This window comes from Actinomadura terrae (assembly GCF_022751215.1).
In the GTDB taxonomy this organism is placed as follows: domain Bacteria; phylum Actinomycetota; class Actinomycetes; order Streptosporangiales; family Streptosporangiaceae; genus Spirillospora; species Spirillospora terrae.
Genome location: NZ_JAICDG010000003.1, coordinates 1067943 through 1091803 on the forward strand (window position 1 = coordinate 1067943; position 23861 = coordinate 1091803).

A 23861-nucleotide genomic window follows, 5' to 3' on the forward strand; every position below is an offset into this window, starting at 1 on the left:
GGGGTCTTTACGTGATGGCTGACATCGGTCACGTTGAGTGGTGACGCTTGTGGAGGTCATCCATGGTCTTCGGTACGGGCTTACCCGGTGGGCGGATCGGCGCGGCGGCGCTCGTGCTGGTCGCCGCCGCCGGATGCGGCGGCGGATCGTCGAACGATCCCGATCGGGGCAGGGATGCCAAGAGCTTCACCCTGACGATCACGCGCAACGCGATCCAGGGCGGCAAGAACGCCGAGGAGGCCGAGTGGATCACCAGGACGGTGATCCCGGGGTTCGTCGCGGCGCAGAAGGCGAAGGGCGTCACCGCGAAGGTGGTGTTCCGCGGGCAGGGCGTGGACGACGAGGCGTACAAGACCAGGCTCGCGCTCGACCTGAAGTCCCGTTCGGGCGCCGACATCGTGGACGTCGACGGGATCTGGGTGGGGGAGTTCGCCCAGGCGGGCTACATCCGACCGCTCAGGGACGTGGTGGGCCCTCCGGCGGACGCCTGGGACGGCTGGACGAAGATCCCCGCGTCGGTCCAGCGGCAGGCGTCGTTCGAGGGCAGGCGCTACGGCGTCCCGCCCTCGACCGACGGCCGCGTCCTGTACTTCAACAGGAGGCTGTTCGCGCGGGCCGGGCTCCCCGCGACCTGGCAGCCACGGAGCTGGGAGGACATCCTCGCGGCGGCACGCGCGCTGAAGAGGCTCCCTGGCGTGACGCCCGTCCAGCTGGACGCGGGCACGGCGATGGGCGAGGCGACCAGCATGCAGGGCGTGCTGCCGCTCCTGGCCGGTGCGGGGGCCGAGATCTACTCCGGCGGCAAGTGGACGGGCGGCGGCCTGGCCCTCCAGCAGGTCCTGAACCTGTACGCGCAGATCTACGGCCCCGAGGGGCTCGGTGACCCCAAGCTCCAGCAGGAGGCGAAGGGGCGCGACAAGTCCTTCGAGGAGTTCGCGGCGGGGAAGATCGGGATTCTGGCCGAGGGCGACTACTTCTGGCGCGACGTCCTCAACCCGAGGAGCGGCGTCGCGCGGATGAGGACCCGCGACCAGGACGTGGGGTACGCGCTCATCCCGTCCGTCGCGCCGGGGAGGGGCGTGCGCGGGCAGTCGTTCGTGAGCATGTCGGGCGGGGCGGTGACCGTCCTCAACCCGAACACGAAGTACCCGCAGCAGGCGTTCGCGCTGCTCGCGTACATGAACTCCGCCGAGATGACGCGGGCGCGGACGGCCGGTACGCCCGAGATCACGTCCCGGACGGACGTCAACAGGCAGATCCTCGCGGGCGACCCGTTCCTGACGTTCGTGTCGGAGAGGGCGCTGCCCGTGACGTCCTACCGTCCGGGGCTCGCGGTGTACCCGCGGGTGTCCGCGGCGTTGCAGGAGGCCACGGCCGCCGTCGTGGCGGGCACGAGCCCGCAGGAGGCCGCCGCCCGCTACGCCAGGAAGCTGGAGGGGATCGTCGGTGGCGCCGCCAACGTCGCCGCGCGCTGACGTCCGCGCCGCCACCGCCCGATCGAGCGCGGACGACGCGGCGGGCCTCGGCCGGGCCCGCGCCGCCGCGTTCGTCGCGCCCGCGCTCGTCCTGGTCGCGGTGTTCCTGGTCTTCCCGGCGCTGTGGACGCTCTACCTCGGCACCACCGACTACCAGCTCACCGGCGTCGCGGCGAGCGATCCCCGGTTTGTCGGTACCGCCAACTACCGTGATGTCCTCGGCGACGGCGACTTCCACCGGTCGCTGTGGCTGACGCTGGAGTTCGTCCTCGGGTCGGCGGTGCTCGGGCAGACGCTCCTCGGGTTCGCGATCGCGTGGGCGATGCGCGACCGGACGGGCCCGGTGCGGCGGCTGGTCGAGGGGCTCGTGCTGCTGGCCTGGATCCTGCCGTCCTCGGTCATCGCGTTCCTGTGGATCGCGCTGCTCGACCGCGACGGCGGAACGCTGAACGCGCTGCTCGGCACGCCGGGCACGGCGTGGCTGATCGACCATCCGATGGGCTGCGTCATCGTGTTCAACGTCTGGCACGGGACGGCGTTCTCGATGATGCTGTACGGAGCGGCGATCGGGAACGTGCCACCCTCCCATCTGGAGACCGCCGCGCTCGCGGGCGCCTCGACCCTCCAGACGCTGCGGGACGTGGTGTACCCGCGCGTCCGCGGGCACGTCCTGACGAGCCTGCTGCTGGTCAGCCTGTGGACGTTCAACGACTTCACCCCGTTCCTGATCACGGCGGGCGGGCCGGACCGGCGCTCGGAGATCATGTCGGTGTACGTCTACCGGACGGCGCTCGGCGACGGGCGGCTCGGCGCCGGGGCCGCGGTCTCGCTGATCATGATCCTGATCAACCTGGTGATCGCGCTGGTGTACCTGCGCGCCCTCCGCTCCCGCCGCGCGGCTCCGGTGGGGGCGTCGTGAACGCGACCGTGCGCGAGGTGCTCCGCGGGATCGGGCTGGCGACGTTCGTGTCGGCCGTCCTCGGGTTCTTCGCGCTGCCGCTGCTGTGGCTGGCGTTCGCGCCGTTCGACGCCGACCCGGGCATCTCCGCGTCGCTGCCCGAGTTCACCCTGCACAACTTCCGCGTGCTGCTGGACAACCCGTACGCGCTCGCGTCGCTGCGCAACTCCGCCCTGCTCGCGGGCGGGACGGCCGCGCTGGTCGTCGTGTGCGCGGCGCTCGCCGCGTACGCGCTGAGCCGGGTCCGCGTGCCGGGCCGGGACGCGCTGCTGTACGTCCTGCTGCTGCTGTCGTCGATCGTCACCGGGACGGCCGCGATGGTGCCGGTGTTCCTGCTGGCCTTCGACCTGCACCTGATCGACTCGCGGCTCGGGGTGGTGCTGGTGCTGACCGGCGGCCTGCTGCCCGCCGCGATCTTCCTGCTGAAGGACTTCACCGACGCGACGCCCGCGTCCTACGAGGAGGCGGCGCGGGTGTTCGGCGCGTCGCCGCTCCAGGTGCTGCGGCACGTCGTCGTCCCGGTGATCAGGCCGGGCCTCGCCACCGTCGGGGTGTGGACGGTCGCGCAGGTGTGGGGCGACTTCCTGATGCCGTTCCTGCTGCTGCGCGACCCGGACAAGGCGCCCGCCTCGGTGGTCATGTACACCTTCTACACCGAGGGCGGCCAACCGGACCTCGCGCTGATCTCGACGTTCTCGCTCCTGTACGCCCTGCCGGTCGTGGCGATGTACCTGTTCGTGAGCCGCCGGTACGGGTTCCGCTTCCACGGAGGGATCAAGCGCTGATGGCGGCGATCACGATCCGCGGGCTGACGAAGGTGTACCCCGGCGGCGTCCGGGCCCTGGACGCGCTCGGCCTGGACGTGGCGGACGGCGAGTTCTTCGCGCTGCTCGGCCCGTCCGGCTGCGGCAAGACGACGCTGCTGCGCACGATCGCCGGGCTGGAGGCCGCGACCGGCGGGACCGTCGCGTTCGACGGCGCCGAGGTGACCCGGCTGCCGCCCGGGCGGCGCGGCGTCGGGATGGTGTTCCAGGACTACGCGCTCTTCCCGCACATGACCGTCCTGGACAACATCGCCTATCCGCTGCGCGTCCGGCGGCGGCCCCGCGCGGAGCGGCACGCGCGGGCCCGGGAGGCCGCGCACCTCCTCGGCCTCGCGGGGCTGGAGGACCGTCGCCCGGGCGAGCTGTCGGGCGGGCAGCAGCAGCGGGTGGCGCTGGCCCGCGCGCTGGTGGCCGAGCCCCGCGTGTTCCTGCTGGACGAGCCGCTGTCCAACCTCGACGCGCGGCTGCGGTTGGAGGCGCGCACCCGGCTCAAGCGGCTCCAGCGCGGGCTCGCGATCACGACCGTGTTCGTCACCCACGACCAGGCGGAGGCGCTCGCGCTCGCCGACCGGATCGCGGTCATGGAGGCGGGCCGGATCCGGCAGCTCGGCACGCCGGAGGAGGTGTTCCGCCGTCCCGCCAACCTGTTCGCCGCGTCGTTCATCGGCTCGACGCCCATGAACCTCCTGGCCGGGACGGTGCGCGGCGGCCGTGTCGCCGTCGCCGGTACGGAACTGCCCCTCCCGGACGAGGCGCGCGGCCGCCTCGGCGAGGGGGAGGAGATCGTCTGCGGGGTACGACCCGAGTACCTGGACTACGCGTCGGAGGCGACCGAGGGGGCCTTCCCCGGCACCGTGTCCGTCGTCGAGCATCTGGGCGGTTCGGCACTGGTGACCCTGGACGGCGCGGGCGGCGCCGTGCACGTTGTGGTCGGGGAGGGCCGCGAGCCGGAGCCGGGAACCGAGGGGTGGGCCGTCCCACGCCCCGGGCGCGTCCTGGTCTACCGGGACGGCGAGCTGGTGACGGGCGGCAAGGAGGAGGAAACGCGGATGGACACGACTGGAGGACGCCGATGACCGTGCACAGCGGGCGCTGGAGCCTGGAGGACCGGCTGGAGCGCGGCCTGCGCGAGCTGCCGTTCGAGGTCCCGCCGGGAACGGCGGCGCTGACCGTCGAGCTGTCGTTCGACGGCGGCGTCATCGACCTCGGCTGCCACGGCCCGGCCGGGTTCCGGGGCTGGTCGGGCGGGGCCCGCCGCCGCTACACGGTGACGCCCGACTGGGCCACGCCCGGGTACCTGCCCGGCGAGCTGGAACCGGGCCTCTGGAACGTGTGGCTCGGGCTGCACCGCGTCCCGCCGGGCGGCGTCCCCTACGAGGTCACGATCACCACGTCCGGTGTGCCGCTCCCGAAGCCGGAGGTGGCGGACCTGCCGCCGCGTCCCGAGCGTCCGCCCGCGCGCGACCTCCCGGCGCCCGCCGGGTCGCGCTGGCTCGCCGGCGACCTGCACTCCCACACCGTCCACAGCGACGGGACGCTCACCGTCGACGAACTGGCGTGCCGCGCCGCCGCCCGGGGGCTGGACTTCCTCGCGGTGACCGACCACAACACCGTCAGCCACCATCCGGAACTGCTCGCCGCCGGAGCGCACGCCGGGGTCGTCCTCGTGCCGGGCCAGGAGGTCACGACCGACCTCGGGCACGCGAACGTCTTCGGCGACACCGGCTGGGTCGACTTCCGGGGCCCGAGCGCCGACTGGGCGAGGTTCGCCGCCGACCGGGGCGGCGTGATGTCGATCAACCATCCGCTGAGCGGCGACTGCGCCTGGCGCCGCCCGGTGCCCGAGGCGGACCGCCCGCCGCTGGTCGAGATCTGGCACTCCTCCTGGTGGGACCGCACCTGGGGCGCGCCGCTCGCCTGGACGGACCTGTGGCTGCCGGGCGGCGCCGTCCCGGTCGGCGGCAGCGACTTCCACGACCCGGCGCAGCACAAGATCCTCGGCGAGCCCACGACCTGGGTGCTGGCCGAGGACGCGTCGGCGGACGGGGTCGTCGCCGCGCTGCGCTCCGGCCGCACGTCCGTCTCGGCGGACCCGCGCGCGCCCGTGCTGCTGCGCGTGGAGGACGACCTGATCGCGCTCGACGCAGACGGGACCGTCCTGGTGGGGCCGGGTGGGCGGCGCGTCGCGATCCGGGGCGACCACGTCAGCGTCCCGGCGAAGGATCCCGGCATGCACCGCCTGGAGACCCACACGAACGAGGTGATCGCCCTGTGCGGATGAAGACGGAGGTAGGGCCGATCATCGTCGTTCCGCATACCCACTGGGACCGCGAGTGGTACCTGCCGTTCCAGCGTTTCCGGCTGCGGCTGGTGTCGCTGCTCGACGGCGTGGTCGACCGGATGGCGGACGATCCGCGCTGGCGGTTCACGCTGGACGGCCAGATGGCGGCCGTCGACGACTACCTGGAGATCCGTCCGGAGCGCCGGGAGGAGGTCGCGGCGCTCGTCCGGGAGGGGCGGCTCGCCGTCGGCCCCTGGCAGATCCTGCACGACGAGTTCCTGTGCTCGGGGGAGACCATCGTCCGGAACCTGGAGCTCGGCCTGCGGCGCGCGGAGGAACTGGGCGCGGCGATGATGGTCGGCTACCTGCCCGACCAGTTCGGGCACTGCGCGCAGACACCGCAGATCCTGCGGCTGGCGGGGCTGGAGCACGCGTGCGTGTGGCGGGGCGTCCCGTCCTTGGTGCGGGAGCACGCGTTCGCCTGGGAGGCGCCGGACGGGACCGTCATCCGCACCCAGTACCTCCCCGAGGGCGGCTACGGGAACGCGGCGTCGATGTTCGAGGACGGCGCGTTCGAGGACGGCGCGTCCGAGGGGCGTGCCGCCGCGTTCGCCGAGGCGATGTCCCGCTGGCATCCGCGCGGCGGGCCGCTGCTGGCGATGTACGGGGCCGACCACACCGCGCCCGCCGCCGACCTCGCCGACCGGGTCGCCGCCTCCGGTTTCGGCATGCGGCTGGACACGCTCGGCGGATACCTGGCCATGGTCGGGCCGTCCGTGGAGGGGCTGACCCGCGTGCGCGGCGAACTGCGCTCGCACGCCCGCGCGAACATCCTGCCCGGCGTGATCTCGGCCAGGGTCCGGCTGAAGCAGCTCATGGGGCAGGGCGAGCGGCTCGTCGAGCGGTACGCCGAACCGCTCGCCGCGCTCTGGTACGCGGGCGACGCGCGGCGGTTCCTCGACCTCGCCTGGCGGCGGCTCGTCGAGGTGAGCTGCCACGACTCGGTCACCGGCTGCGGCGCCGACGAGACCGCCGAGCAGGTCGCGGCGCGGGCCGCCGAGGCCGGGCAGCTCGGCCGCGCCGTCCGCGACCTCGCGCTGGAGCGGTGGGCCGGTGGTGTCCCGCTCGGCGGGCACCTGGTGTTCAACCCGTCCCCGCGTGCCCGCCGGGGCGTGGTCGTCGTGGAGGTTCCGTACGGCGGAGGGGATGGGCTGGCGCCGGGGGACGGGCTGGTCTCGGGGGAGGGGCGGCCCGTGCCCGTCCAGGTGCTGGAGACCGCGCCGACCGTCCTGGACGACGCCGTGCACCCGGCGTCCGACCTGCCCCTCCTGCTGGAGCGCGTCTACGGGCGCTTCCTGTACGGGCAGGAGGTCCGGGACTGGTCGGTGTCGCGCGCCGACCGCACGCTCACCTTCCACGTGACGGCCCGCGCGGACACCCCGTTCGACGTCGGCGCCGTCCGCGAGGCCCTGCGCGGCGCGGACGGCGACTGGCGGCTCCGCATCCTCGCCGACCCGCGCCGCACGGTCGCCGCGCTCGTCTCCGCGCCCGCGCTGGGTTTGACCGCCGTAGCCCCGGCCTCCGCTACCGCCGAGGTGGACGGCCCGGTGGTCGCGGACGCGTCCACGCTGGACAACGGGCTCCTGCGCGCCGAGGTCCGCGAGGACGGCACGCTGCGGCTGCGCACCCCGTCCGGCGTGGTCATCGAGGGAGCCGGGCGGGTCGTGGACGGCGGCGACCTCGGCGACACCTACAACTACGCCCCGCCCGCCCGGGACCGCCTCATCGAGACGCCGCTGGCCGTCCGTGTCCGGCCGGTGTGGGCGGGGCCGCTGGTGGCCGCGCTCGACATCGTCCGGACGTACCGGTGGCCCGCGTCCGACACCTCCCCGGACGAGGAGGACATCACGGTCACCATGCGCGCCGAACTGCGCGCGGGCGAGCCGTTCCTGCGGCTCCGGGTCACCTTCGACAACCGGTGCGACGATCATCGCGTCCGGTTGCACGTCCCGCTGCCGCGACGGGCCGCATCGTCGTTCGCCGAGGGCCAGTTCGCGGTGGTCGAGCGCGGGACGGCCGCCGAGGGCGGCTTCGGGGAGCGGCCCGTCCCGACCTATCCGGCGTCGGCGTTCGTCGCGGCGGGCGGCCTCGCCGTCCTGCTGGAGCACGTCACCGAGTACGAGCTCACCGGTGACGGGAGCGAGCTGGCGCTCACCCTCCTGCGCTCGGTCGGCTACCTCTCCCGCGACCGCAACGCCTACCGCGACCAGCCCGCCGGACCGCAGCTCCCGACGCCGCAGGCCCAGTGCCGGGGCGAGCGCACGGTCGGCCTCGCCCTGCTGCCCCTGGACGGCGTCCAGCACCCCGGACCCGAGGTGCTGGAGGCCGCCGAGGAGTACCGGCACGATCTTGCGGCGACCGCCGGATACGGGCCGGTAGGGGCGCCGGTCCCCCCGTCCCGCGAGGGCCTCTCGGTCGCCGGGCGGGGCGTCGTCATGACGTCCCTGCGCCCCCGGGACGGCGGCTGGATCGAGGTCAGGATCGTCGCCCAGACGCCCGAGCCCGCCACCGCCGTCCTGCGGGGCCCCTTCACCGAGGCGGCCCGCGCCGACCCGCGCGGGCGCCCCGCCGAGCCGCTGGGGGCCCGCGACGGCACGCTCACCCTCGCGCTGCGCCCCTGGGAGATCGCCACCGTCCGGCTCAGGACCGCCTAGACGGTCGGCTCCGAGGCGGCGGCCATCGCGGCGCCGACGATCCCGGCGTTGTTGACCAGCGTCGCCGGGACGATCGGCGCCCTGACCCCCTTGATCAGCGGAATGAAGTGCTCGGACTTGCGGCTCACCCCGCCCCCCACGATGATCAGCGACGGCGAGATCAGCGCCTCCAGGTGCGCCATGTACTCGCCGAGCCGCTTCGCCCACTTCTCCCAGCCGAGGCCGTGGTCCTCGCGGGCCTTGGCGGACGCGCGCGCCTCCGCGTCCTTGCCGTGCAGTTGCAGATGCCCGAACTCGGTGTTCGGGACGAGCACGCCGTCGGTGAACACCGCACTGCCGATCCCGGTCCCGAGCGTGAGCAGCACGACCGTCCCGGCGTGGCCCCGGCCCGACCCGAGCCGCATCTCCGCGAGCCCGGCGGCGTCGGCGTCGTTCAGCAGCGTCACCGGGCACCCGGTCGCCTTCGCGAACAGGCTCCGCGCGTCCTGCCCGATCCAGTGCTTGGAGACGTTCGCCGCCGACAGCGTCACACCGTCGATCACCACGCCCGGGAACGTGACCCCGACCGGCCCCTCCCAGCCGAAGTGCCGCACGATCTCGCCGACCACCTCCGCGACCGGTTCCGGCGCGGACGGTTTCGGCGTGTCGACCCGGAACCGGTCCCGCGTGAACGTACCGTCGGACAGATCGACCGGTGCGCCCTTGATGCCCGATCCGCCGATGTCGATGCCCAGCATCTGCGTCGTCATGCCCCTATTACTACCCTTCGACCGCCTTTAGACCGATAACCCCGATCAGGATCAGGCCGAGGCAGGCCACCCGGGCCGGGGAGACGCTCTCCCCGAGGGCGATCATCCCCGTCACCGCCACGCCGAGCGACCCGAGCCCCACCCACACCGCGTAGGCGGTCCCGACCGGCAGGTCGCGCAGCGCCACCGACAGCACCACGACGCTGAGCAGTGCCACCGACAGCCCGATCACGCTCGGCCAGAGCCGCGTGAACCCCTCCGACTGCTTGAGCGCGGTCGCCCACACCAGCTCCAGGAGGGCCGCGACGACGAGGAACACCCAGGGCATCAGGCCGTGTACCCCCCGTCGACCGCGATCGACGCGCCGGTGACGTAGCCGCCGCCCGGCCCCGCCAGGTGCGCGACCATCGCGGCGATCTCCTCGGCCCGCGCGTACCGGCCGAGCGCGGTGAACCCGCGCTCGAAGTCGGCGTCGGGGGAGTCGGCCGGGTTCATCTCGGTATCGGTCGAGCCCGGCTGCACCACGTTCGCGGTGATCCCGCGCGGCCCGAGATCGCGGGCGAGGCCCCGGGTCAGGCCGGACAGCGCGGACTTGCTCATCGCGTACAGCGTCCACCCGGGGTAGGGGACGCGCTCGGCGAGGCTGCTGCCGATGCTGACGATCCGCCCGCCCTGCCCGAGGTGCCGCGCCGCCGCCTGCGAGGCGACGAACGCCGCCCGGACGTGGATGGCGAGCGTCCGGTCGATTTCCTCGGGCTCCACGTCCTCCAGTGGCCCGAACGGGGCGATGCCCGCGTTGTTGACCAGGACGTCCAGGCGGCCGAACTCCCGCGCCGTGGTGTCGACGGCGGACGCGACGGCCTGCGCGTCCGCCGCGTCCGCCGCGATGGCGAGGCCGCGCCGTCCGGCCGCCTCGATCTCTCGGACCACCTCCGCCGCCCGCTCCGGGGCCCGGACATAGGTGACCGCGACGTCCGCGCCGTCGCGTGCCAGCCGCAGCGCGATCGCCGCGCCGATGCCGCGCCCACCCCCGGTCACGAGCGCCGCCCGTCCTGCAAGATCCGCTGCCATCTCGGCCTCCCGGTTATACGGAGAAGTTTCCGTTTAACGAGACTAACCGGAGAAGTCTCCGGATACAACTCCGCTACGCTGCTGTGTCGAAAGGGGGGCCGGGATGCGGGAACTGCCGGTCGTGGGCCGTCCACCGGCCGAGCGGGCGGACGCGGCGCACAACCGCCGCCGCATCCTGCGCGCCGCCGCCGAGGTGATCGCCACCCGCGGCCCCGAGGCCGTCTCCATGGACGAGGTGGCCCGCGCCGCGGGCGTCGGCGTCGGCACCGTCTACCGCCGCTTCGGCGATCGCTCCCGCCTGGTCTTCGCCGTGATCGACGACCGCGAGCGCGAGTTCCAGGCCGCCTTCATCCAGGGCCCGCCGCCGCTGGGCCCCGGCGCCGCCCCCCGCGACCGCGTCCGCGCCTTCCTGCACGCCCTCACCGACCGCACGGAGGCGCAGGCGGACCTGCTGCTGATGGCCGAGTCCGGGCCGCCCGACGCCCGTTTCCGGGACGGCTCGTACAAGCTGTACCACCGTCACCTGGCGATGCTGGTGGGCGCCGTCCGCCCGGATGCCGACGCCGCCTACCTCGCCGACGCCCTCCTGGCCCCGCTCGCCGCGCACCTGTTCGTCCACCAGCGCCGCACCCGCCGGATGCCGGTGGAGCGGATCAAGGCGGGCCTGGACGACCTCCTCGCGGGCCTCGGCGTCGCCGGAAACGCTGATAAATCCCTGTAAGACCTTCAACCGGGCCGTGCGATCCCGCCAGACTGGGGGGCGTGAACGATTTCGATCTCCTCGTGCTCGGGTCCGGTCCCGGCGGGCAGCGCGCGGCCATCGCCGCCGCCAAGCTCGGCCGCCGCGTCGCCATCGTCGACCGCCGCGACATGATCGGCGGCGTCTGCATCAACACCGGGACGATCCCGTCCAAGACGCTCCGCGAGGCCGTCCTCTACCTGACCGGCCTCAACCAGCGCGAGCTGTACGGGCAGAGCTACCGGGTCAAGGACGAGATCACCGTCGCCGACCTCGGCATGCGCACCCAGCACGTCATCGGACGCGAGATCGACGTCATCCGCAGCCAGCTCGCCCGCAACCACGTCACGCTCCTCCAGGGCACGGGCCGCTTCCTGGAGCCGAACGCCGTCGGCGTCACCAACGGCCAGGAGCGCGAGACCAAGGTCACCGCCGACCGCATCGTGATCGCGACCGGGACGACCCCCGCCCGCCCCGGCACCGTCGAGTTCGACGAGCGCACCGTGATCGACTCCGACGGCATCCTGCACCTCGACCGCGTGCCCGAGACCATGGTCGTCGTCGGCGCCGGGGTGATCGGCATCGAGTACGCCTCGATGTTCGCCGCGCTCGGCACCAAGGTCACCGTCGTCGAGCGGCGCGAGCGCATGCTGGAGTTCTGCGACCTGGAGATCGTCGAGGCCCTCAAGTACCACCTGCGCGACCTCGCGGTCACCTTCCGGTTCGGCGAGAGCGTCGCGTCCGTCGAGCGGATGCAGGGCGGCGCGATCACCGTCCTGGAGAGCGGCAAGCGCATCCCCGCCGACACCGTCATGTACTCCGCCGGACGCCAGGGCATGACCGGCGAGCTGGGGCTGGAGGCCGCCGGGCTCACCGCCGACCGGCGCGGCCGGATCAAGGTCGACGAGAACTACCGCACCGAGGTCCCGCACATCTACGCGGTCGGCGACGTGATCGGCTTCCCGTCCCTGGCCGCCACGTCGATGGAGCAGGGCCGCCTCGCCGCCCACCACGCCTGCGGCGAGCCCGTCGAGGAGATCCTCGACCTCCAGCCGATCGGCATCTACACGATCCCCGAGATCAGCTTCGTCGGACGCACCGAGGACGCGCTCACCGAGGCGAAGATCCCCTTCGAGGTCGGCGTGTCCCGCTACCGCGAGCTGGCCCGCGGCCAGATCATCGGCGACTCCTACGGGATGCTCAAGCTCCTGGTCTCACCCGAGGACCGCACGCTCCTCGGCGTCCACGTCTTCGGGACGGGCGCCACCGAACTCGTCCATATCGGGCAGACCGTGATGGGCTGCGGCGGCACCGTCGACTACCTGGTCAACGCGGTGTTCAACTACCCGACCCTGGCCGAGTCCTACAAGGTGGCGGCCCTGGACGCGACGAACAAGATGCGCCACATCGCCCGCCTCACCGAGTGATCACGAGGGCCAGAGCAGGTTCTCCAGCTCGGCGTCGATGTCGATGAACTCCGTCTCCCGCCCCGCCGGCACGGCCTGGTACGTCCGGTGCAGGAAGTCGGCGAGGGGGGACAGGGGCACCTCGAACAGCGCGTTGCCGAACGGCGAGGAAAGCGCGATGTTCAACGTCGTGTCATCGTCCGGCGCCCCCGGCCAGACCTCCACGTCGCCGTCGCCGACCCTGCGCACGATGCCCACCGTCAGCAACTCCCGCGCGAAGATCCACTCCACCGGTTCGTCGTCGCCGACGTAGAAGGCCATCCGGATCGCGTACGGGTCGTCCGCCGCGTACTCCAGCCCGGCCAGCAGGGGAACGGTCGTGCGGTCGGGGACGACGAGACGAAGGCCCAGCTCTGCTGAGACGGTGGTGCTGCTGTCCATGGCCATTCCTTCACACGTCGGTGCCGCTGCCTCACGCACGCTCCGCTGAGTCGCGCTGGTTTCCCTCTCACGGATGTCCCCGCGATCTATGACGCCTAACTGCCGGAACTCGGCCGAACATTCCGCCGCCCCCCGGCATTGTGATCCATCTCACTGACCTAAAAGTACCTCCTGACCTGGGCAAAAGCGGATCATCAGGGCGATCTTCAGCCCTCCCGCCTGGGGCATGTGTCACGATCGAGGGGGTAAGTGGAACGCTCCAGTCGGCGCCAGCCCGACCCGCTGCCTTAGGGTAAAAACGTGGCAATAAACAATGAAAAGGATGCCCGTCCGGACAACCCGGACGGTCCCTTCCACCGCTTCCGCGAGCGGGTCAGACGCAACACGATCCTCAACACCGCCTGGCGCGTCGGCGTCTTCACCGTCGGCGCCACCGTCCTCGTGGGCGGCCTGGTGATGATGGTCACCCCCGGCCCCGGCATCGTCGCCATCGTCCTCGGCCTCGCGATCCTCGCCACCGAGTTCGCCTGGGCCCAACGCGCCCTGGGCCGCGCCAAGGCCGCCGCCGAACGCGCCAAGGAGAAGGCCCTCGACCCCCGCACGAAGCGCCGCAACACCATCCTCGCCGTCCTCACCGGCCTCCTGGCCGGCGCCGCCGTGATCGCCTACCTGGTGATCTACGGCTTCAACCTCCCCTGGAACGTGGAAGACCCGACCTTCTGGAACTGACCCGCCCCGCAAGATCGCCCCACCACCTCCGTCCCCGAAACCAGCGCGCGACCACCCCTCCACATGCGCTAGAGTTTCGGACGTCGGCCACCCCCACACGGCCGACGAGCAAGGGCGATTAGCTCAGTGGGAGAGCGCTTCGTTCACACCGAAGAGGCCACTGGTTCGAACCCAGTATCGCCCACCCCAACCACACCAGCCTTCCCGCACTCCGGCCCCAGCGCCCGAGTGATCAACTGGGAGGAATCTGGGAGCTCATCTCCCTCCCGGTCAAACGAGATCACGAGAAGCTCTCCTGGCTCGTCACTCTCCGTAGTCGAAGGTGGGGTGGCGGGCTGTGCCGACTCCACCCCACCTCCGGCTACACCGCGCTAGGCACTCACGAGCTTGAGTTCGGGTCTCCTCTTCTTCTGAGCGGTTTCCAGGAGCTCGTTGAGTAGCGGCACCAGGGACGTCGCGCTGAGCAGGAGCCTCTCGCGAAGAGCCCCTTCCCACCGCCGTTGGAGCTTGGCCTTCAGTTCGGTTCGCATGGCGTCGGAGACATGGGAGTACACGCCGCGAATGCCCGGGAGGGTGTGCCCCAGCCGCTCGGCTTGAAGCGCTTCGGGCACTCCGTCCTCGATCATCCAGGTCTTGTGACCGTGGCGCAGCCCGTGCGGGGTGAGGCCTTCCAGGAGCGGGCGCCACACCGCCGGGGAGTCCTCTTCGGTGGTGACGCGGACTCCCTTGCCTCTGGGCGGATGGAACGGCTGCCCTGTGATGGCATCGGGCCAGGCAGGGAGCGGGACTTCCGGCCACACGCTGGTGTTCACCAGTACGCGCTTACCGGCCATGCGGGTGCCTTTGGGGTATTGGCCGTCCGCCGCCGGCTGGAAGACGCGCCGCGCGTAGGTGGAGCGCCGATGATGCCCGCCGCCGGTGCCGAGGAACAAGTACTGTCCCTGGCCCCCACACCCGGGTTTGCGACCAGGACATGTGCAGCGCCCGGGGGTGCGGGTGCTCTGTCCCGACAGCAGCGCCGAGAGGAAGGTCGGTAGGTCGACCGGACGATGGGAGTCGTCCTTGGGCGGAACCTTCTCCACCCGACCGGCCAGTTCGCGGAGCTGCCAGTCGATCCGGATCTGGTCGAGGCGGCAGGCGGGCCGCTCCAGCCCGTTCACCTCGCCCCACCGTACGCCGGTGTAGGCGACCGTGATGATCATGACGAAGTCGTCGTCCCTCCCCGAGAGCAGGGCACAGCGCTCGGCCAACAGGAGCGCCTGCAACGGCGTCGCCCAGACCTTCTCGGGTCCCCGAACCGCGATGGCGCGCCGCGCTCGCTTGCGGCCACGTCCACGCCGCTTGACTGCGACGTTCGTGGAGACCAGCCCACGTTCCTTGGCATCGCCGAGGATCGTTCCAAGCAGGGATCGGGCGTCGGCTGCGGTCCGGTGGGAGAAGCCGCCGGTCCGCGTTCGCTTCTCCCACGCGACGATCTCCTCCGGGCTGGTGAACGTGCTGACGGGTCGGTTGCCGAACGCTGGAAGGATGTGGTGATCGATCAGGTATCGGTACTTGGCCTCGGTGGTCGCTTCCAAGTCCTGCCCGGCCCACCAGAGCTCCACCCAGTCCGCTAGTAACGCGGCCCCGTCACGGGGGTCGCTCCAGCTATGTCGTCGGATACCGGTCTCCTGTTCCTGTCCCCACTGCAGCGCGGCGGCCTTGGTGTCGAAGCCCGACTCTGACGCGCTGCTGCCGTCCGGCCGTACATACCGGACCCGCCATTTGCTTCCTCGCTTCTCGGCATACGCCATGACGTACTCCTCCTTGGTGGTCGACCTGTCACTCAGGGGCGGGCGCGCCCCCGACGGCCGAGCGGCTGCTTAGCCCCAGCCGCGACGATCGCGGTGACATCGTGTTCGCTGAACCGCAGATGCTTGCCGATGAAGGTGCAAGGGATCACCCGTGCACTGGCCTTCTTGCGCAGCCATGATTCGCGCACCCGCAGCATCGCCGCCGCCTCGGCGGGCGTGTACAACCGAACGTCCGTTCCCTTGCTGTCCTTCGAGTCCGCAGAATGCCGCTGACCGCTTCTCCTGCCCTGCAAGGTCACACCTCGCTACTCCGCCAGGCCGCAGGGCGGAGGCGAGGGGGCGACCACTCCGCGGCTCGAACATCAGAGACGGGCACCTCTCATGAGAGTCGAACGACCTTGATGCCAACTTTACACAGAGAGTAGTCATACGAGGTTGTTCTGTGACGGAGTGTCATTGACCTGCGCCGCTGATGCCGCGGATCCCTGCGCTCCCGTGTCCCAGACAGGGGACGCGACGTCGGAGGACGGACAGACGTTCCTTCTGGCCGCAGCCGCCTCCCACTCATGACCAGGCCCTCGGCGTGCCGCCGCATGCGCGTCGCGAGGTGGTCGAGGCGGAACAGGTCCGACAGCTCGGCCGGGTCCTCGGTGCGCCGCTCCATCGTGTCGAGCAGGCTGAGCTGGCGGTGCAGCAGCGCCTGGTTGCGGCGGGCGAGGTTGACGAACATCTCGCTGATCCCGCGCCGCGCGGCGACCTTCACGAGCCCTCCGCTGGAGGCTCCGCTGGCGCAGGGCAAGAAATGGAAATCGTGCACATATGGCGACTGGACCGGGCGCGGTCCAGACGGGCGGGGTGGCGGCTGCGGGTCCATATCGCCGGCAGCGCTTCGGTCGCGCCGTGTCGTCCGCGCCCCGTGACCTCCTCGACGAGCCGGTTGCGCTCCAGCAGGCGCACGGCCTCCGCACGCCTGCCCAGGGCGATCAGGGCACGCACCTCGTGACACCGCGTCGTCAGCGTCTTGGGACTGCTGCCGCCGTAGCGCGCGACGCGCAGCAGGGTGACGCGCGAGGCGACCGCGAGGGTTCGGGCAGCGTCACTCCCGTGCGCGAGCGGGATCGGTGTCCGCTTCGCTCTGGTCGAGCAGGATGTCGGCGTAGATCGCCCATGCGGTCCAGGTCAGCGGCTGGTCGCTCCCGTACCCCCGGACGCGCCGCTCGATCTCGGCGTCGATGAGCGCGCTCGCCTCCCGCAGATCTTCGGCCCGGCCCGGTCGCGGGGCGCCACCGCGAGGTTCGACCGTGCGATGCTCGTCTGGTACGCGTCCGCGGCACAGGTGCTCTTTCGGGTGGGCGAGGACGTCGCGGTAGCGGCCGATCCGGTGTCCAGCATGCGGGCGCGGACCACCAGGGCGCGGTCGGCGCCCGGGGCCGTGGTGGCGCGCGCCAGTTCGCGCCAGCCGTTTGACGCGGACCGGCTCGGCCGTCCAACCCCCTGCTCTGACCACAACGGCCGCGCGTTCGCTGCTAGCCGAACTCCGGCCCTTCTTCCTGCTCATCAAGCACAGCGCCCCCTGCACGGGGGCTTGAAGGGCGATCGGGTCACCCCTGCGGTCGACTCTGCCTGATCGGCGTGTCAGGCGTCCGGCTCGCCGTACCCGGTGGCGATGATCTGCCGGTGGGGGATGGTCCGAGCGGCAGCTCGGCCGGCACATCGACCGGCTGCCCGTAGTCGGTCAGCTGCGCAGCCGGCAACTCCTCCTCCCGCGGTTCGGGCTGGGTCCTTCGCCCACCTTCCACTGCATGTAGGCGTGCGGCGGGCGACGATGAAACGCGCACTCGGGTTGTACCCGCACCGCCCCCGAGCGCCTCAACACCGCAGGCCGGGCACCCGTAAACCACTGAACCACCGAGACGGGCCGCGCACTGTGCAGCACGAGCCGATCACGTCCGCATGCGCGCTCTCTGGTCCGTCTAGAAAGGGAAAGCGATGACGTCCGAGCGGGCGGCGGTGTCGCGTCCGCGCGGTGAAACGCTGAGGAAACAGCGGGTCCTCTAGATCTGGTCCTCGAACGTTGCGGCGCCGGGGGTTTCTCGCAGGGCTCACCTTGCGCTTCCGGTGTGTTCGCAGGAAGGAACCTCTGTGATGCGGGTGACTGCTCGGAAGATGGCCGGTTGGGGATGCGCCGTGCTGGCGGTGACGGCTGCGCTGCCTGGCGCCACGGCGGCCGCGGGCGCCGCTGGCGTTGATCGGCCGAAGACCGCCAGCGTGCAGCGGGCGCTGGAGAAGGTGGCCGCGACGCCGGGCGTGGTGGGCGTCATCGGCGAGGTGTACTACGACGGCAAGCGCATCGGCAGCGGCTCGGCGGGCTCACGCCTGCTCGGCGGCAAGGGCGGCAAGATTCCCTCCGACGCCCGTTACCGGATCGGTTCGCAGACCAAGCAGATGACCGCCACCATCGTGCTGCAGCTGGTCAAGGAGGGCAGGCTGCGGTTGGACGACAAGCTCAGCGACGTCCTGCCGCGGGTGGCCGCCCGCGACCTGGTCGAGCGCGCATCCGAGATCACCGTGCGGCACCTCATCGAGCTGACCAGCGGGATCCCCGACTACCTCCCGGTCGACCCCTTCGACTTCACCACCCGCTACACCCCGACCGAGCTGCTGGAGATCTCCCGCGGCAAGCCGCGGCCGGTGGAGCTGGGAACCTGGAACTACTCCAATACTAACTACCTGCTACTCGGCATCATCATCGAGAAGGTGACCGGGCACGGTCTGGACGCCGAGTTCAACCGGCGCCTGTTCACGCCCTTGAAGATGACCGACAGCTATATGCCGACCCGGCCGCCGCAGGGCATCAAGGGCCCGCACGGGCGTGGCTACTGGGCCGACGAGACCGGCACGCTGCGCGATGTCGACCGGCTCAACCCCAGCACGCTGCGGGGGGCCGCGGGCGTGGTCTCCAGGGCGCGCGATGTCAGCCGGTTCCAGCAGGCGTTCCAGCAGGGCAGGCTCCTGCCCGCGGACCTGCAGAAGGTCATCACCGACCCGCCGCCCGGCCAGGCCCCGCTGCCGCCCGGCGGCCCCTGCGCGGGCAGCCCCGAACTGCTGCCCGGCCACGTGGGAGCCGCCCCCGGCTTCACCGCCACCACCTACACCTCCTCCGACGGTCGCCTGCAGTACGCCGTCTCCACCACTGTGGCTGGCCGGGACAAGGAACGCGAGACCGCCATGCGCGCCGTCTCCGAGTCGGTCAAGGCGGTGTTCTGCCCGACGAAGTAGCCGGACGTTTCACGTCGCAGGCGCCCGGCGATGCCCTCGCAGGAGGATAAATGATCATGGTTGGGGTGGCCAGAACGGGGGGCATCGACAACGGAGCCCAAGCGGTCCAGTCGACTTGCACCAACAACCGCTCCCACCAGGAATGGCAGCCAACCTGAACAAGGGTGGGCAGGAACACAGCCTCGCCGGTATCTCGGCCGGTACTGCTCTGGGGTCTGCCGTCAGCGGGGCATCGCCGGCGCTCCCTCCTGGCCCCTGCTCCAGAAGGTTTTTCGACGCTGCGCCACACCTCAGTCGGACTGGAGGGCGCGGGCGCCTCGTTCGCGGACGTGCTGCGCCTGACGTTCTATGTGACCCGGTGGAGCCCGGAGAAGATCGATGACTTCATGGCCGGGGTGGAGAGCGCCGCCGAGGAGATCGGACTCCGGTTTCCCACGCCACCGGCGTCCCTGATCGGCGTCGAGTTCCTCTTCGAACCGGATGTTCTCGTCGAGGTCGAGGCGACCGCGATCCTCGACTAAAGGACGCCGCGGCGAGCCAGTTCGTCGGCGAGGGCGCCGTAGGCAGGACCAGTCCGGCGTCGGCCAGTTCCCGGGCGGGGCGCAGGTCGAATTTCCTGTTCGATTTGTAGGGGTCGCGCGGGTGGGGCGGGGGCCTCTCGCCGAGCGCGGCGGCGTTGACGTCGCTGCCGTAGATCAGGTCCAGGTGCCGGTGCACGGCGACCATCTCCGCCTCGGCCAGGCGGACGGTGGGGGAGTTGGGTGCGCTGCGGCCGACCAGGAAGAGCACCGGCCGGGGATGCCCGGCGATCCGCAGTTCGACGTTGTTTGCCCACGGCGGGCCGGGTAAACCGCGGTTTACGAATCCATGAAAGGAGCGACATGAAACCCCCCGAGGTACCGGACGCGACCCCCAAGACCGCCGTGGCGAACGCCGGGCGCAAGGCTGCCACCGGAACCACGAAGGCCGCCCACACGGGTACGGACGCGACCGAAGCGGCGGGTCAGGGCGTGAGCAAGGGCGCAGGCGGCGCCGCCAAGGGCGTGGCCCAGGTCGGCGGCGAGGTCGCCGCGCTGCCGGGCAGGGTGGTCGGGCTCGCGAAGCTCCTTACGCTGCGGCGGTTCCTACGCGCGGCGCCGGTGGTGGCGGCCGTGGGCGCCGCCGTTGTGGCCGGGCGGCGCATCGCGCGCAAGCGCTGACCGCGACGGACTCCGACCAAAACACCACGCCCGGCTCCAGCACCTCCAACCATCGAAGAAACGGGAGCCGAAGATCGGGACCGGGAGCGGGGGATGGCCGCGATGCTGCTGGCCTGGCAGGTCGGCGACGACCGCCCGTCTGCAGGTCGGAGGACGTTGCGCCTTGGACATGGCTTTGCTCCTGCGGAGGCCATTGACCCCTGTGGTCACTGCATGTTTCGTTGCGGCTGCAGAGCAACACCGGTGCTGCGCGGAGGCGCGGATCGATCAGGGTCCAGTCCTGGGCGGCCAACTCGATCAAGGAGAAGCCTCATGTGGATGCGAGCGTTGGTCTTCGCGGCCGTGCTGGCCGCCTCGTTGGTGCCCGCGACGGCGGCACAAGCCCGCCAGCCGACCGCCGCAGACCCGGCGGCCCATGGCGCCGCGTACGCGGCGCCGGTTACGCAAGCCGGTGGTCCCTATCGATATGCCAGTGGCGAAGACGCCTAACATCAACGTCGCCTCACGGTCTGCGCTGACAGTCTGGAGGTGCGCCACACCCGAGGCGGAGCGGCGTTCGGCTATCTCGGCAAGCCCCAGACGTTCACCGTTCAGGGCGTCGACGCTGAGTTCGGCAGCGAGTGGGTCTACGGATTCGCCTACGGCGACGTCAACGCCCATGGCTACGTCCAAAACGGCTGGTTCTGCCTATAACCCCGTAGCTGCGCGGTAGCGTCCTCGGCGTCCTGCTCGGCTCCAAGGTGCACACGAGAGGCCCGGGGGTCGAGCAGGGACGTGGTCTCCGCCTGCTGGGGTGTGCTGGCGCGCCCCGCGCACCACGTCGCCTGTAGGGGTGCCAGGGGGACTCCGGTTCACGATGTTTTGCGCTGCTCACGCAGCCGGTGGACCAGGGGAACGATCGCTGCGGGAGCGTGTTTACAGCAGGGCGGCGAGCTCCCGGGCTCCGGGGACGTGCCGGTGCTGTTGGACCAGTTCCACGGCGATGCTGCGGATGGAGGTGCGGTCTCGGACCTCGCCGGGTGCGTGCTGGTAGGCCGCCAGCAGCCGGGCGATCGCGGGTTCGGGCTCGTGTCGTAGGACGTGCGCGCGGGCCAGGTCGGTGTGCAGGCGTGCGCGCCGCTCTGGGTGGGAAACTGCTCGGCGCGTAGTCCTTGTCCGGCGGCCAGCGCCGCGCCGGCGTCGCCCAGGCCCCACCGCACGCCCACCTCATACAGCGCGACCTGCGCCGAGGTGGCCTGGAGCGACGGCAGGGCGGGCATCTGCTCCGGCAGCCTGGCCGCCACCCGGGCGCGCTTGGGCCATCATCGCCAGGGCGTCCTCGCGGCGGCCTGCCATCGCCGCGTTGTAGGGTCCGCGTGGCGTGGGAGAGCGCGCGGCTTGGCCAGGTGAGCACGCAGACCACCGAGAATCACTGTACGTAGCAGTGGGCGTGTTGAGATGGCCGGGGCCGGTCACCGTCCCGGCGATCGGCGTCGGCGACGCGCGAGCCGGGCGGTGGTGCCCCTACCGTCGCGGCATGGCGGTCGAACAGCGGGACGGGCACCAGGGCGGGGCGGGGTGGGTGGTGAACTCGGTGTCGGGTGCGGTGGTGATCGGGTCGGTGGTGCAGGGCCGCGACATCACCGTGCAGCTCCCGCCCAGGTGCCCTGCGGGCTCAACGGCTGGTGCGCCCCGGTGCCGGAGTTCGTGGGCCGCGCCGACGCCCCGGCCGAGCCGCTGGAGGTCCTGGCGCCCGCCTCCGGCCGCGCGCGGGTTCGCCACCCGCGAGCAGGCGCTTGAGTGGCTGGAGGCCGAACTGCCCAACCTGACCGAGGCCCCGCACGCCGCCGCCGACGCCGGCCACCCCGACATGCGGGGCCGATTCACGAGAGGACGCCCGCCAGGTGGCGACCATCTGCTCTCCGGGCCACTACTTCGCCTCGTCGACCACCAAAGCTCCCTGGACATCCCTGCCGCCACGCTGGGCGAGGCCCTCGCCGACGTCGGGCGCCGCTACCCCGACGCCGGCCGGGCCCTGCGCGATGATCAGGGCCAGGTGCGGGATGCCCACTGGGTCTTCATCGACGGCCAGCTGACGCAGGGCGACAGCAGTACGCCCCTGACCGGCAATGACCATGTCGAGTTCCTGACCGCCACCGCTGGAGGAGGCTGACGACCTCCCGGAAGCCTGGCCGTCGCCAGTACTCGGACCGCCCGGCCCACTCCGGTTTGGGAACGTGCCGTTCACTCTTGCTGTCCCTCTTGCCAGCTGGCGCAGGTGACGACCTCGAACCCGCGACTGGGGAACACGGCGTCCATGAAGAAATCGTGCATCACCGCGTCGCCATCGGCGCAGCCGTCGCGCAGGACGGTCACCCGGTAGCCGCGGTCCGCCGCGTCGTAGCACGTCGCGGCCACCATCGCGCTGGTCGCGACTCCCGCGACCAGGATCGTGTCGACGCCGCCGGCGCGGAGCACGAGGTCGAGGTCCGTGCCGGCGAACGCGCTGGCGCGGCGCTTGAGCACGACGACGTCTTCCTCGGTGACCGGCAGATCGATCTCCGCTCCGGCCGATCCCTCCAGGAAGGCGTCCCCGGCCTCGTAGAACGACCTGAACATGGCATTGCCCGGCGGGAGGTCGGCCCCGTTGGGCCGGAAGGCGAAGTGCACGAAGGCGACGAGCACACCGGCCGCGCGAGTGCGCGGGAGCAGCTCCGTGAGCGGCGGCACGACCTGCCGGGCGAACGGGTAGCCGCTCGTGATGCCCCGCTGGACGTCTCCGATGATCAGTGCTGTGGTCATGACAGGCTCCCGTCGAGTCGTTCCATCCGCCGTCCCGTGGTCAGTAGGACGATCATCCCGGCCACTATGATGATCGCGTGGTGGCGGCCCGCGCAGTGCGACGCCCCGGCGGGACGCGGCGCTCCGCCGCGAGTTGGGCGGTGAGCGAGAAGGACCACGCCGAGAACCTCATGATCGTCGACCTGGTCCGCAACGACTTCAACACCGTGTGCGCCGTGGGGCCGCGCGATGATCGCCGCGATCGCCCGATGGCTGCGGCCTCACCGGTCGACGTCGCAGGCGCTGGGCCGGGCGCGGATGTGGACGCCTTCCCCCACAGTCTCGGTCTTCCTCCAACGCGCTCAAGGACATGCAGAGAGACCTCGACAACAACCTCGCTGCGTTGAGTGCCCTGGCGGCGGATCATTCGGGCTTGGAGATCAGGCTGATCGACTACCTCGCCCCTTACACGCTACGACCCCGGAAGCCAGACGGGCCGCATGGACCTTCGGCTGGGATCGTGCAACGGAGACCACGACTACCGTTCGACGTTCACCCTGGAGCGGGCGCGAGGCGGTGAGTGGTTCGACTACTTCTACGAGCAGTTCGTGCTCGCCTGGAAGACGGCGGATCCCGCCTGACCCACGAACTCGATGTGGCAGGGAATGGACCATTCCTGCCACATCAGCTCGTTGTTTCGCCCTGTGCCTGTGGTGATCTCCGCACGAGTGTGGCGGTCCCGTCTTCTCGTGGTTGGGCGACCCATCCAGGCGGCCAGGTGCTGGGGGCGTTACCGTCCTCGACACTGAGGGCGTTGGGATCTTTGATGCACACGTCGTTGAGATTCACCGACTCGGAGCCCTGTTCATACTCGGCGTCGGTGAAGTCGGCGCTTCCGGAGAAGGTCGCCCCGTTGAACCGGCCGCCGATGGAGAAGGTCGAGTGGGAAAACCAGACGTGGTGTTCGAGGTTGAGCCCGCGGAAGTCGGTGAGGCCCTCGAAGATGGCGCCTTGAAAGAAGGCAAGGCCGCAGTGCAACCCTCGGAGCATGGCTTCGCCGGCGAAGCGGGCGTGGTGGCACTCAAGGCTGTCGACGCGGCAGTCGATGAGGCTGAACCCGTCCAGGTGAGCTCCTGAGAGGTCCAGGCTCATGCCGGGCCAGTACGTGGGCGGGAGTTTGGCCTCCGCGCGCTGGCCCCGATACTCCCCGTCACGAAGATGGGTGGACAGCAGATCCTGAGCTGTATGCCGGACCTGGAGTTCCTCGCGGCGGCGCGCCAGTTCGGCATCGCCCGGTGGCGCGTCCTCTGGCGGGGGCGTGTGTCGGGTAGCCGGGACGCATCGCTGCGTCCCGGCCCCCTCAGAACCGGACGTGCGACTTGGCATCGCATCCGGCTCAAGCAAGCCGCGAGGGCGTTGCGGGTATACGTGGGAGTTCCCTGC

General features: G+C 71.3%; 25 protein-coding genes, 1 tRNA gene and 2 pseudogenes. 17 read left to right on the plus strand and 11 right to left on the minus strand.

Features of this window, described 5'->3' with window-relative positions:
• The first annotated feature begins 62 nt into the window (after positions 1–62).
• The 6 genes from K2F47_RS24565 to K2F47_RS24590 are packed head-to-tail and all read left to right on the plus strand — an operon-like array spanning position 63 to position 8252.
• Complete coding sequence (locus K2F47_RS24565; protein ID WP_242907451.1) at positions 63–1475, plus strand: extracellular solute-binding protein; 1413 nt, start codon at positions 63–65, stop codon at positions 1473–1475.
• Positions 1447–2394: a carbohydrate ABC transporter permease gene (locus K2F47_RS24570; protein ID WP_242907452.1), complete on the plus strand. Its 948-nt coding sequence runs from the start codon at positions 1447–1449 to the stop codon at positions 2392–2394. The genes K2F47_RS24565 and K2F47_RS24570 overlap by 29 nt, the downstream gene beginning before the upstream one ends.
• Positions 2391–3218, plus strand: a complete 828-nt coding sequence (locus K2F47_RS24575; RefSeq protein ID WP_242907453.1) for a carbohydrate ABC transporter permease — start codon at positions 2391–2393, stop codon at positions 3216–3218. Before K2F47_RS24570 ends, K2F47_RS24575 begins: the two co-directional genes overlap by 4 nt.
• Positions 3218–4333 carry an ABC transporter ATP-binding protein gene (locus K2F47_RS24580; RefSeq protein WP_242907454.1) on the plus strand — a complete coding sequence of 372 codons (1116 nt, stop codon included), beginning with the start codon at positions 3218–3220 and terminating at the stop codon, positions 4331–4333. Before K2F47_RS24575 ends, K2F47_RS24580 begins: the two co-directional genes overlap by 1 nt.
• Positions 4330–5538: a CehA/McbA family metallohydrolase gene (locus tag K2F47_RS24585; protein ID WP_242907455.1), complete on the plus strand. Its 1209-nt coding sequence runs from the start codon at positions 4330–4332 to the stop codon at positions 5536–5538. The genes K2F47_RS24580 and K2F47_RS24585 overlap by 4 nt, the downstream gene beginning before the upstream one ends.
• A complete protein-coding gene (locus K2F47_RS24590; protein ID WP_242907456.1) occupies positions 5535–8252 on the plus strand; it encodes a glycoside hydrolase family 38 N-terminal domain-containing protein in 2718 nt (905 codons plus the stop codon). The genes K2F47_RS24585 and K2F47_RS24590 overlap by 4 nt, the downstream gene beginning before the upstream one ends.
• On the opposite strand, the gene ppgK is transcribed toward K2F47_RS24590, so the two are convergent.
• The 3 genes from ppgK to K2F47_RS24605 are packed head-to-tail and all read right to left on the minus strand — an operon-like array spanning position 8249 to position 10072.
• Positions 8249–9001: a polyphosphate--glucose phosphotransferase gene (gene ppgK, locus K2F47_RS24595; RefSeq protein ID WP_242907457.1), complete on the minus strand. Its 753-nt coding sequence runs from the start codon at positions 8999–9001 to the stop codon at positions 8249–8251. The two genes, K2F47_RS24590 and ppgK, sit on opposite strands and share 4 nt — an antisense overlap.
• Before the next feature lie 10 nt (positions 9002–9011).
• Positions 9012–9329, minus strand: a complete 318-nt coding sequence (locus tag K2F47_RS24600) for a DMT family transporter (RefSeq protein WP_242907459.1) — start codon at positions 9327–9329, stop codon at positions 9012–9014.
• Positions 9329–10072 carry an SDR family oxidoreductase gene (locus tag K2F47_RS24605; protein WP_242907461.1) on the minus strand — a complete coding sequence of 248 codons (744 nt, stop codon included), beginning with the start codon at positions 10070–10072 and terminating at the stop codon, positions 9329–9331. Before K2F47_RS24605 ends, K2F47_RS24600 begins: the two co-directional genes overlap by 1 nt.
• A 103-nt stretch (positions 10073–10175) precedes the next feature.
• Here K2F47_RS24605 and K2F47_RS24610 point away from each other — a divergent pair, with 103 nt between their 5' ends.
• Both K2F47_RS24610 and sthA read left to right on the plus strand, forming a co-directional pair.
• Positions 10176–10793, plus strand: coding sequence for a TetR/AcrR family transcriptional regulator (locus K2F47_RS24610; protein ID WP_242907463.1), 618 nt, complete (start codon positions 10176–10178; stop codon positions 10791–10793).
• Positions 10794–10834: 41 nt separating this feature from the next.
• Positions 10835–12238 carry a Si-specific NAD(P)(+) transhydrogenase gene (gene sthA / locus K2F47_RS24615; protein WP_242907465.1) on the plus strand — a complete coding sequence of 468 codons (1404 nt, stop codon included), beginning with the start codon at positions 10835–10837 and terminating at the stop codon, positions 12236–12238.
• Here sthA and K2F47_RS24620 read toward each other — a convergent pair whose 3' ends face one another.
• Positions 12239–12658 carry an SsgA family sporulation/cell division regulator gene (locus tag K2F47_RS24620; RefSeq protein WP_156218592.1) on the minus strand — a complete coding sequence of 140 codons (420 nt, stop codon included), beginning with the start codon at positions 12656–12658 and terminating at the stop codon, positions 12239–12241.
• 300 nt (positions 12659–12958) lie between these two features.
• Between K2F47_RS24620 and K2F47_RS24625 the strand changes: the two genes are divergently transcribed.
• Both K2F47_RS24625 and K2F47_RS24630 read left to right on the plus strand, forming a co-directional pair.
• Positions 12959–13387 (plus strand): PGPGW domain-containing protein, encoded by a 429-nt coding sequence (locus K2F47_RS24625; protein ID WP_242907467.1) that lies wholly within the window; start codon positions 12959–12961, stop codon positions 13385–13387.
• Between the two features lie 112 nt (positions 13388–13499).
• Positions 13500–13571 (plus strand) — tRNA-Val (locus K2F47_RS24630).
• A gap of 187 nt (positions 13572–13758) precedes the next feature.
• On the opposite strand, the gene K2F47_RS24635 is transcribed toward K2F47_RS24630, so the two are convergent.
• The 4 genes and pseudogenes from K2F47_RS24635 to K2F47_RS24650 all read right to left on the minus strand — a co-directional run bounded on the left by K2F47_RS24635 (position 13759) and on the right by K2F47_RS24650 (position 16738).
• A complete protein-coding gene (locus K2F47_RS24635; protein ID WP_242907469.1) occupies positions 13759–15180 on the minus strand; it encodes a tyrosine-type recombinase/integrase in 1422 nt (473 codons plus the stop codon).
• Positions 15181–15212: 32 nt separating this feature from the next.
• Positions 15213–15479 (minus strand): helix-turn-helix domain-containing protein, encoded by a 267-nt coding sequence (locus K2F47_RS24640; protein WP_242907471.1) that lies wholly within the window; start codon positions 15477–15479, stop codon positions 15213–15215.
• A 266-nt stretch (positions 15480–15745) separates the two neighbouring features.
• Positions 15746–15928 (minus strand): annotated as a pseudogene (locus K2F47_RS41775) (hypothetical protein); the annotation flags it as partial.
• Between the two features lie 348 nt (positions 15929–16276).
• The gene (locus K2F47_RS24650; RefSeq protein WP_242907475.1) at positions 16277–16738 is read right to left on the minus strand and encodes a hypothetical protein; all 462 of its coding nucleotides are present in this window, start codon (positions 16736–16738) and stop codon (positions 16277–16279) included.
• A 629-nt stretch (positions 16739–17367) separates the two neighbouring features.
• Between K2F47_RS24650 and K2F47_RS24655 the strand changes: the two genes are divergently transcribed.
• The 4 genes and pseudogenes from K2F47_RS24655 (at position 17368) to K2F47_RS24670 (ending at position 20351) form a co-directional block, all read left to right on the plus strand.
• Positions 17368–18459, plus strand: coding sequence for a serine hydrolase domain-containing protein (locus K2F47_RS24655; protein ID WP_242907476.1), 1092 nt, complete (start codon positions 17368–17370; stop codon positions 18457–18459).
• A gap of 278 nt (positions 18460–18737) precedes the next feature.
• A pseudogene (locus K2F47_RS24660) lies at positions 18738–18980 on the plus strand (Rid family hydrolase); the annotation flags it as partial.
• A gap of 360 nt (positions 18981–19340) precedes the next feature.
• Positions 19341–19658, plus strand: a complete 318-nt coding sequence (locus K2F47_RS24665) for a hypothetical protein (protein ID WP_242907478.1) — start codon at positions 19341–19343, stop codon at positions 19656–19658.
• 528 nt (positions 19659–20186) lie between these two features.
• Entirely contained in the window at positions 20187–20351 is a 165-nt protein-coding gene (locus K2F47_RS24670; RefSeq protein WP_242907480.1) for a hypothetical protein, read from the plus strand.
• A 222-nt stretch (positions 20352–20573) separates the two neighbouring features.
• Here the strand turns inward: K2F47_RS24670 and K2F47_RS24675 are convergent, their stop codons facing one another.
• Positions 20574–20852, minus strand: a complete 279-nt coding sequence (locus K2F47_RS24675; RefSeq protein ID WP_242907482.1) for a hypothetical protein — start codon at positions 20850–20852, stop codon at positions 20574–20576.
• Positions 20853–21174: 322 nt separating this feature from the next.
• Between K2F47_RS24675 and K2F47_RS24680 the strand changes: the two genes are divergently transcribed.
• Complete coding sequence (locus K2F47_RS24680; protein WP_242907484.1) at positions 21175–21810, plus strand: hypothetical protein; 636 nt, start codon at positions 21175–21177, stop codon at positions 21808–21810.
• A 71-nt stretch (positions 21811–21881) separates the two neighbouring features.
• Here K2F47_RS24680 and K2F47_RS24685 read toward each other — a convergent pair whose 3' ends face one another.
• Positions 21882–22439 carry a cysteine hydrolase family protein gene (locus tag K2F47_RS24685; RefSeq protein ID WP_242907486.1) on the minus strand — a complete coding sequence of 186 codons (558 nt, stop codon included), beginning with the start codon at positions 22437–22439 and terminating at the stop codon, positions 21882–21884.
• A 140-nt stretch (positions 22440–22579) separates the two neighbouring features.
• On the opposite strand from K2F47_RS24685, the gene K2F47_RS24690 reads away from it, so the two are divergent.
• Both K2F47_RS24690 and K2F47_RS24695 read left to right on the plus strand, forming a co-directional pair.
• A complete protein-coding gene (locus K2F47_RS24690; protein WP_242907488.1) occupies positions 22580–22825 on the plus strand; it encodes a chorismate-binding protein in 246 nt (81 codons plus the stop codon).
• Between the two features lie 93 nt (positions 22826–22918).
• Positions 22919–23059, plus strand: coding sequence for a hypothetical protein (locus tag K2F47_RS24695; protein WP_242907490.1), 141 nt, complete (start codon positions 22919–22921; stop codon positions 23057–23059).
• Positions 23060–23102: 43 nt separating this feature from the next.
• On the opposite strand, the gene K2F47_RS24700 is transcribed toward K2F47_RS24695, so the two are convergent.
• Positions 23103–23570, minus strand: a complete 468-nt coding sequence (locus K2F47_RS24700) for a pentapeptide repeat-containing protein (protein WP_242907492.1) — start codon at positions 23568–23570, stop codon at positions 23103–23105.
• Positions 23571–23861: the final 291 nt, after the last annotated feature.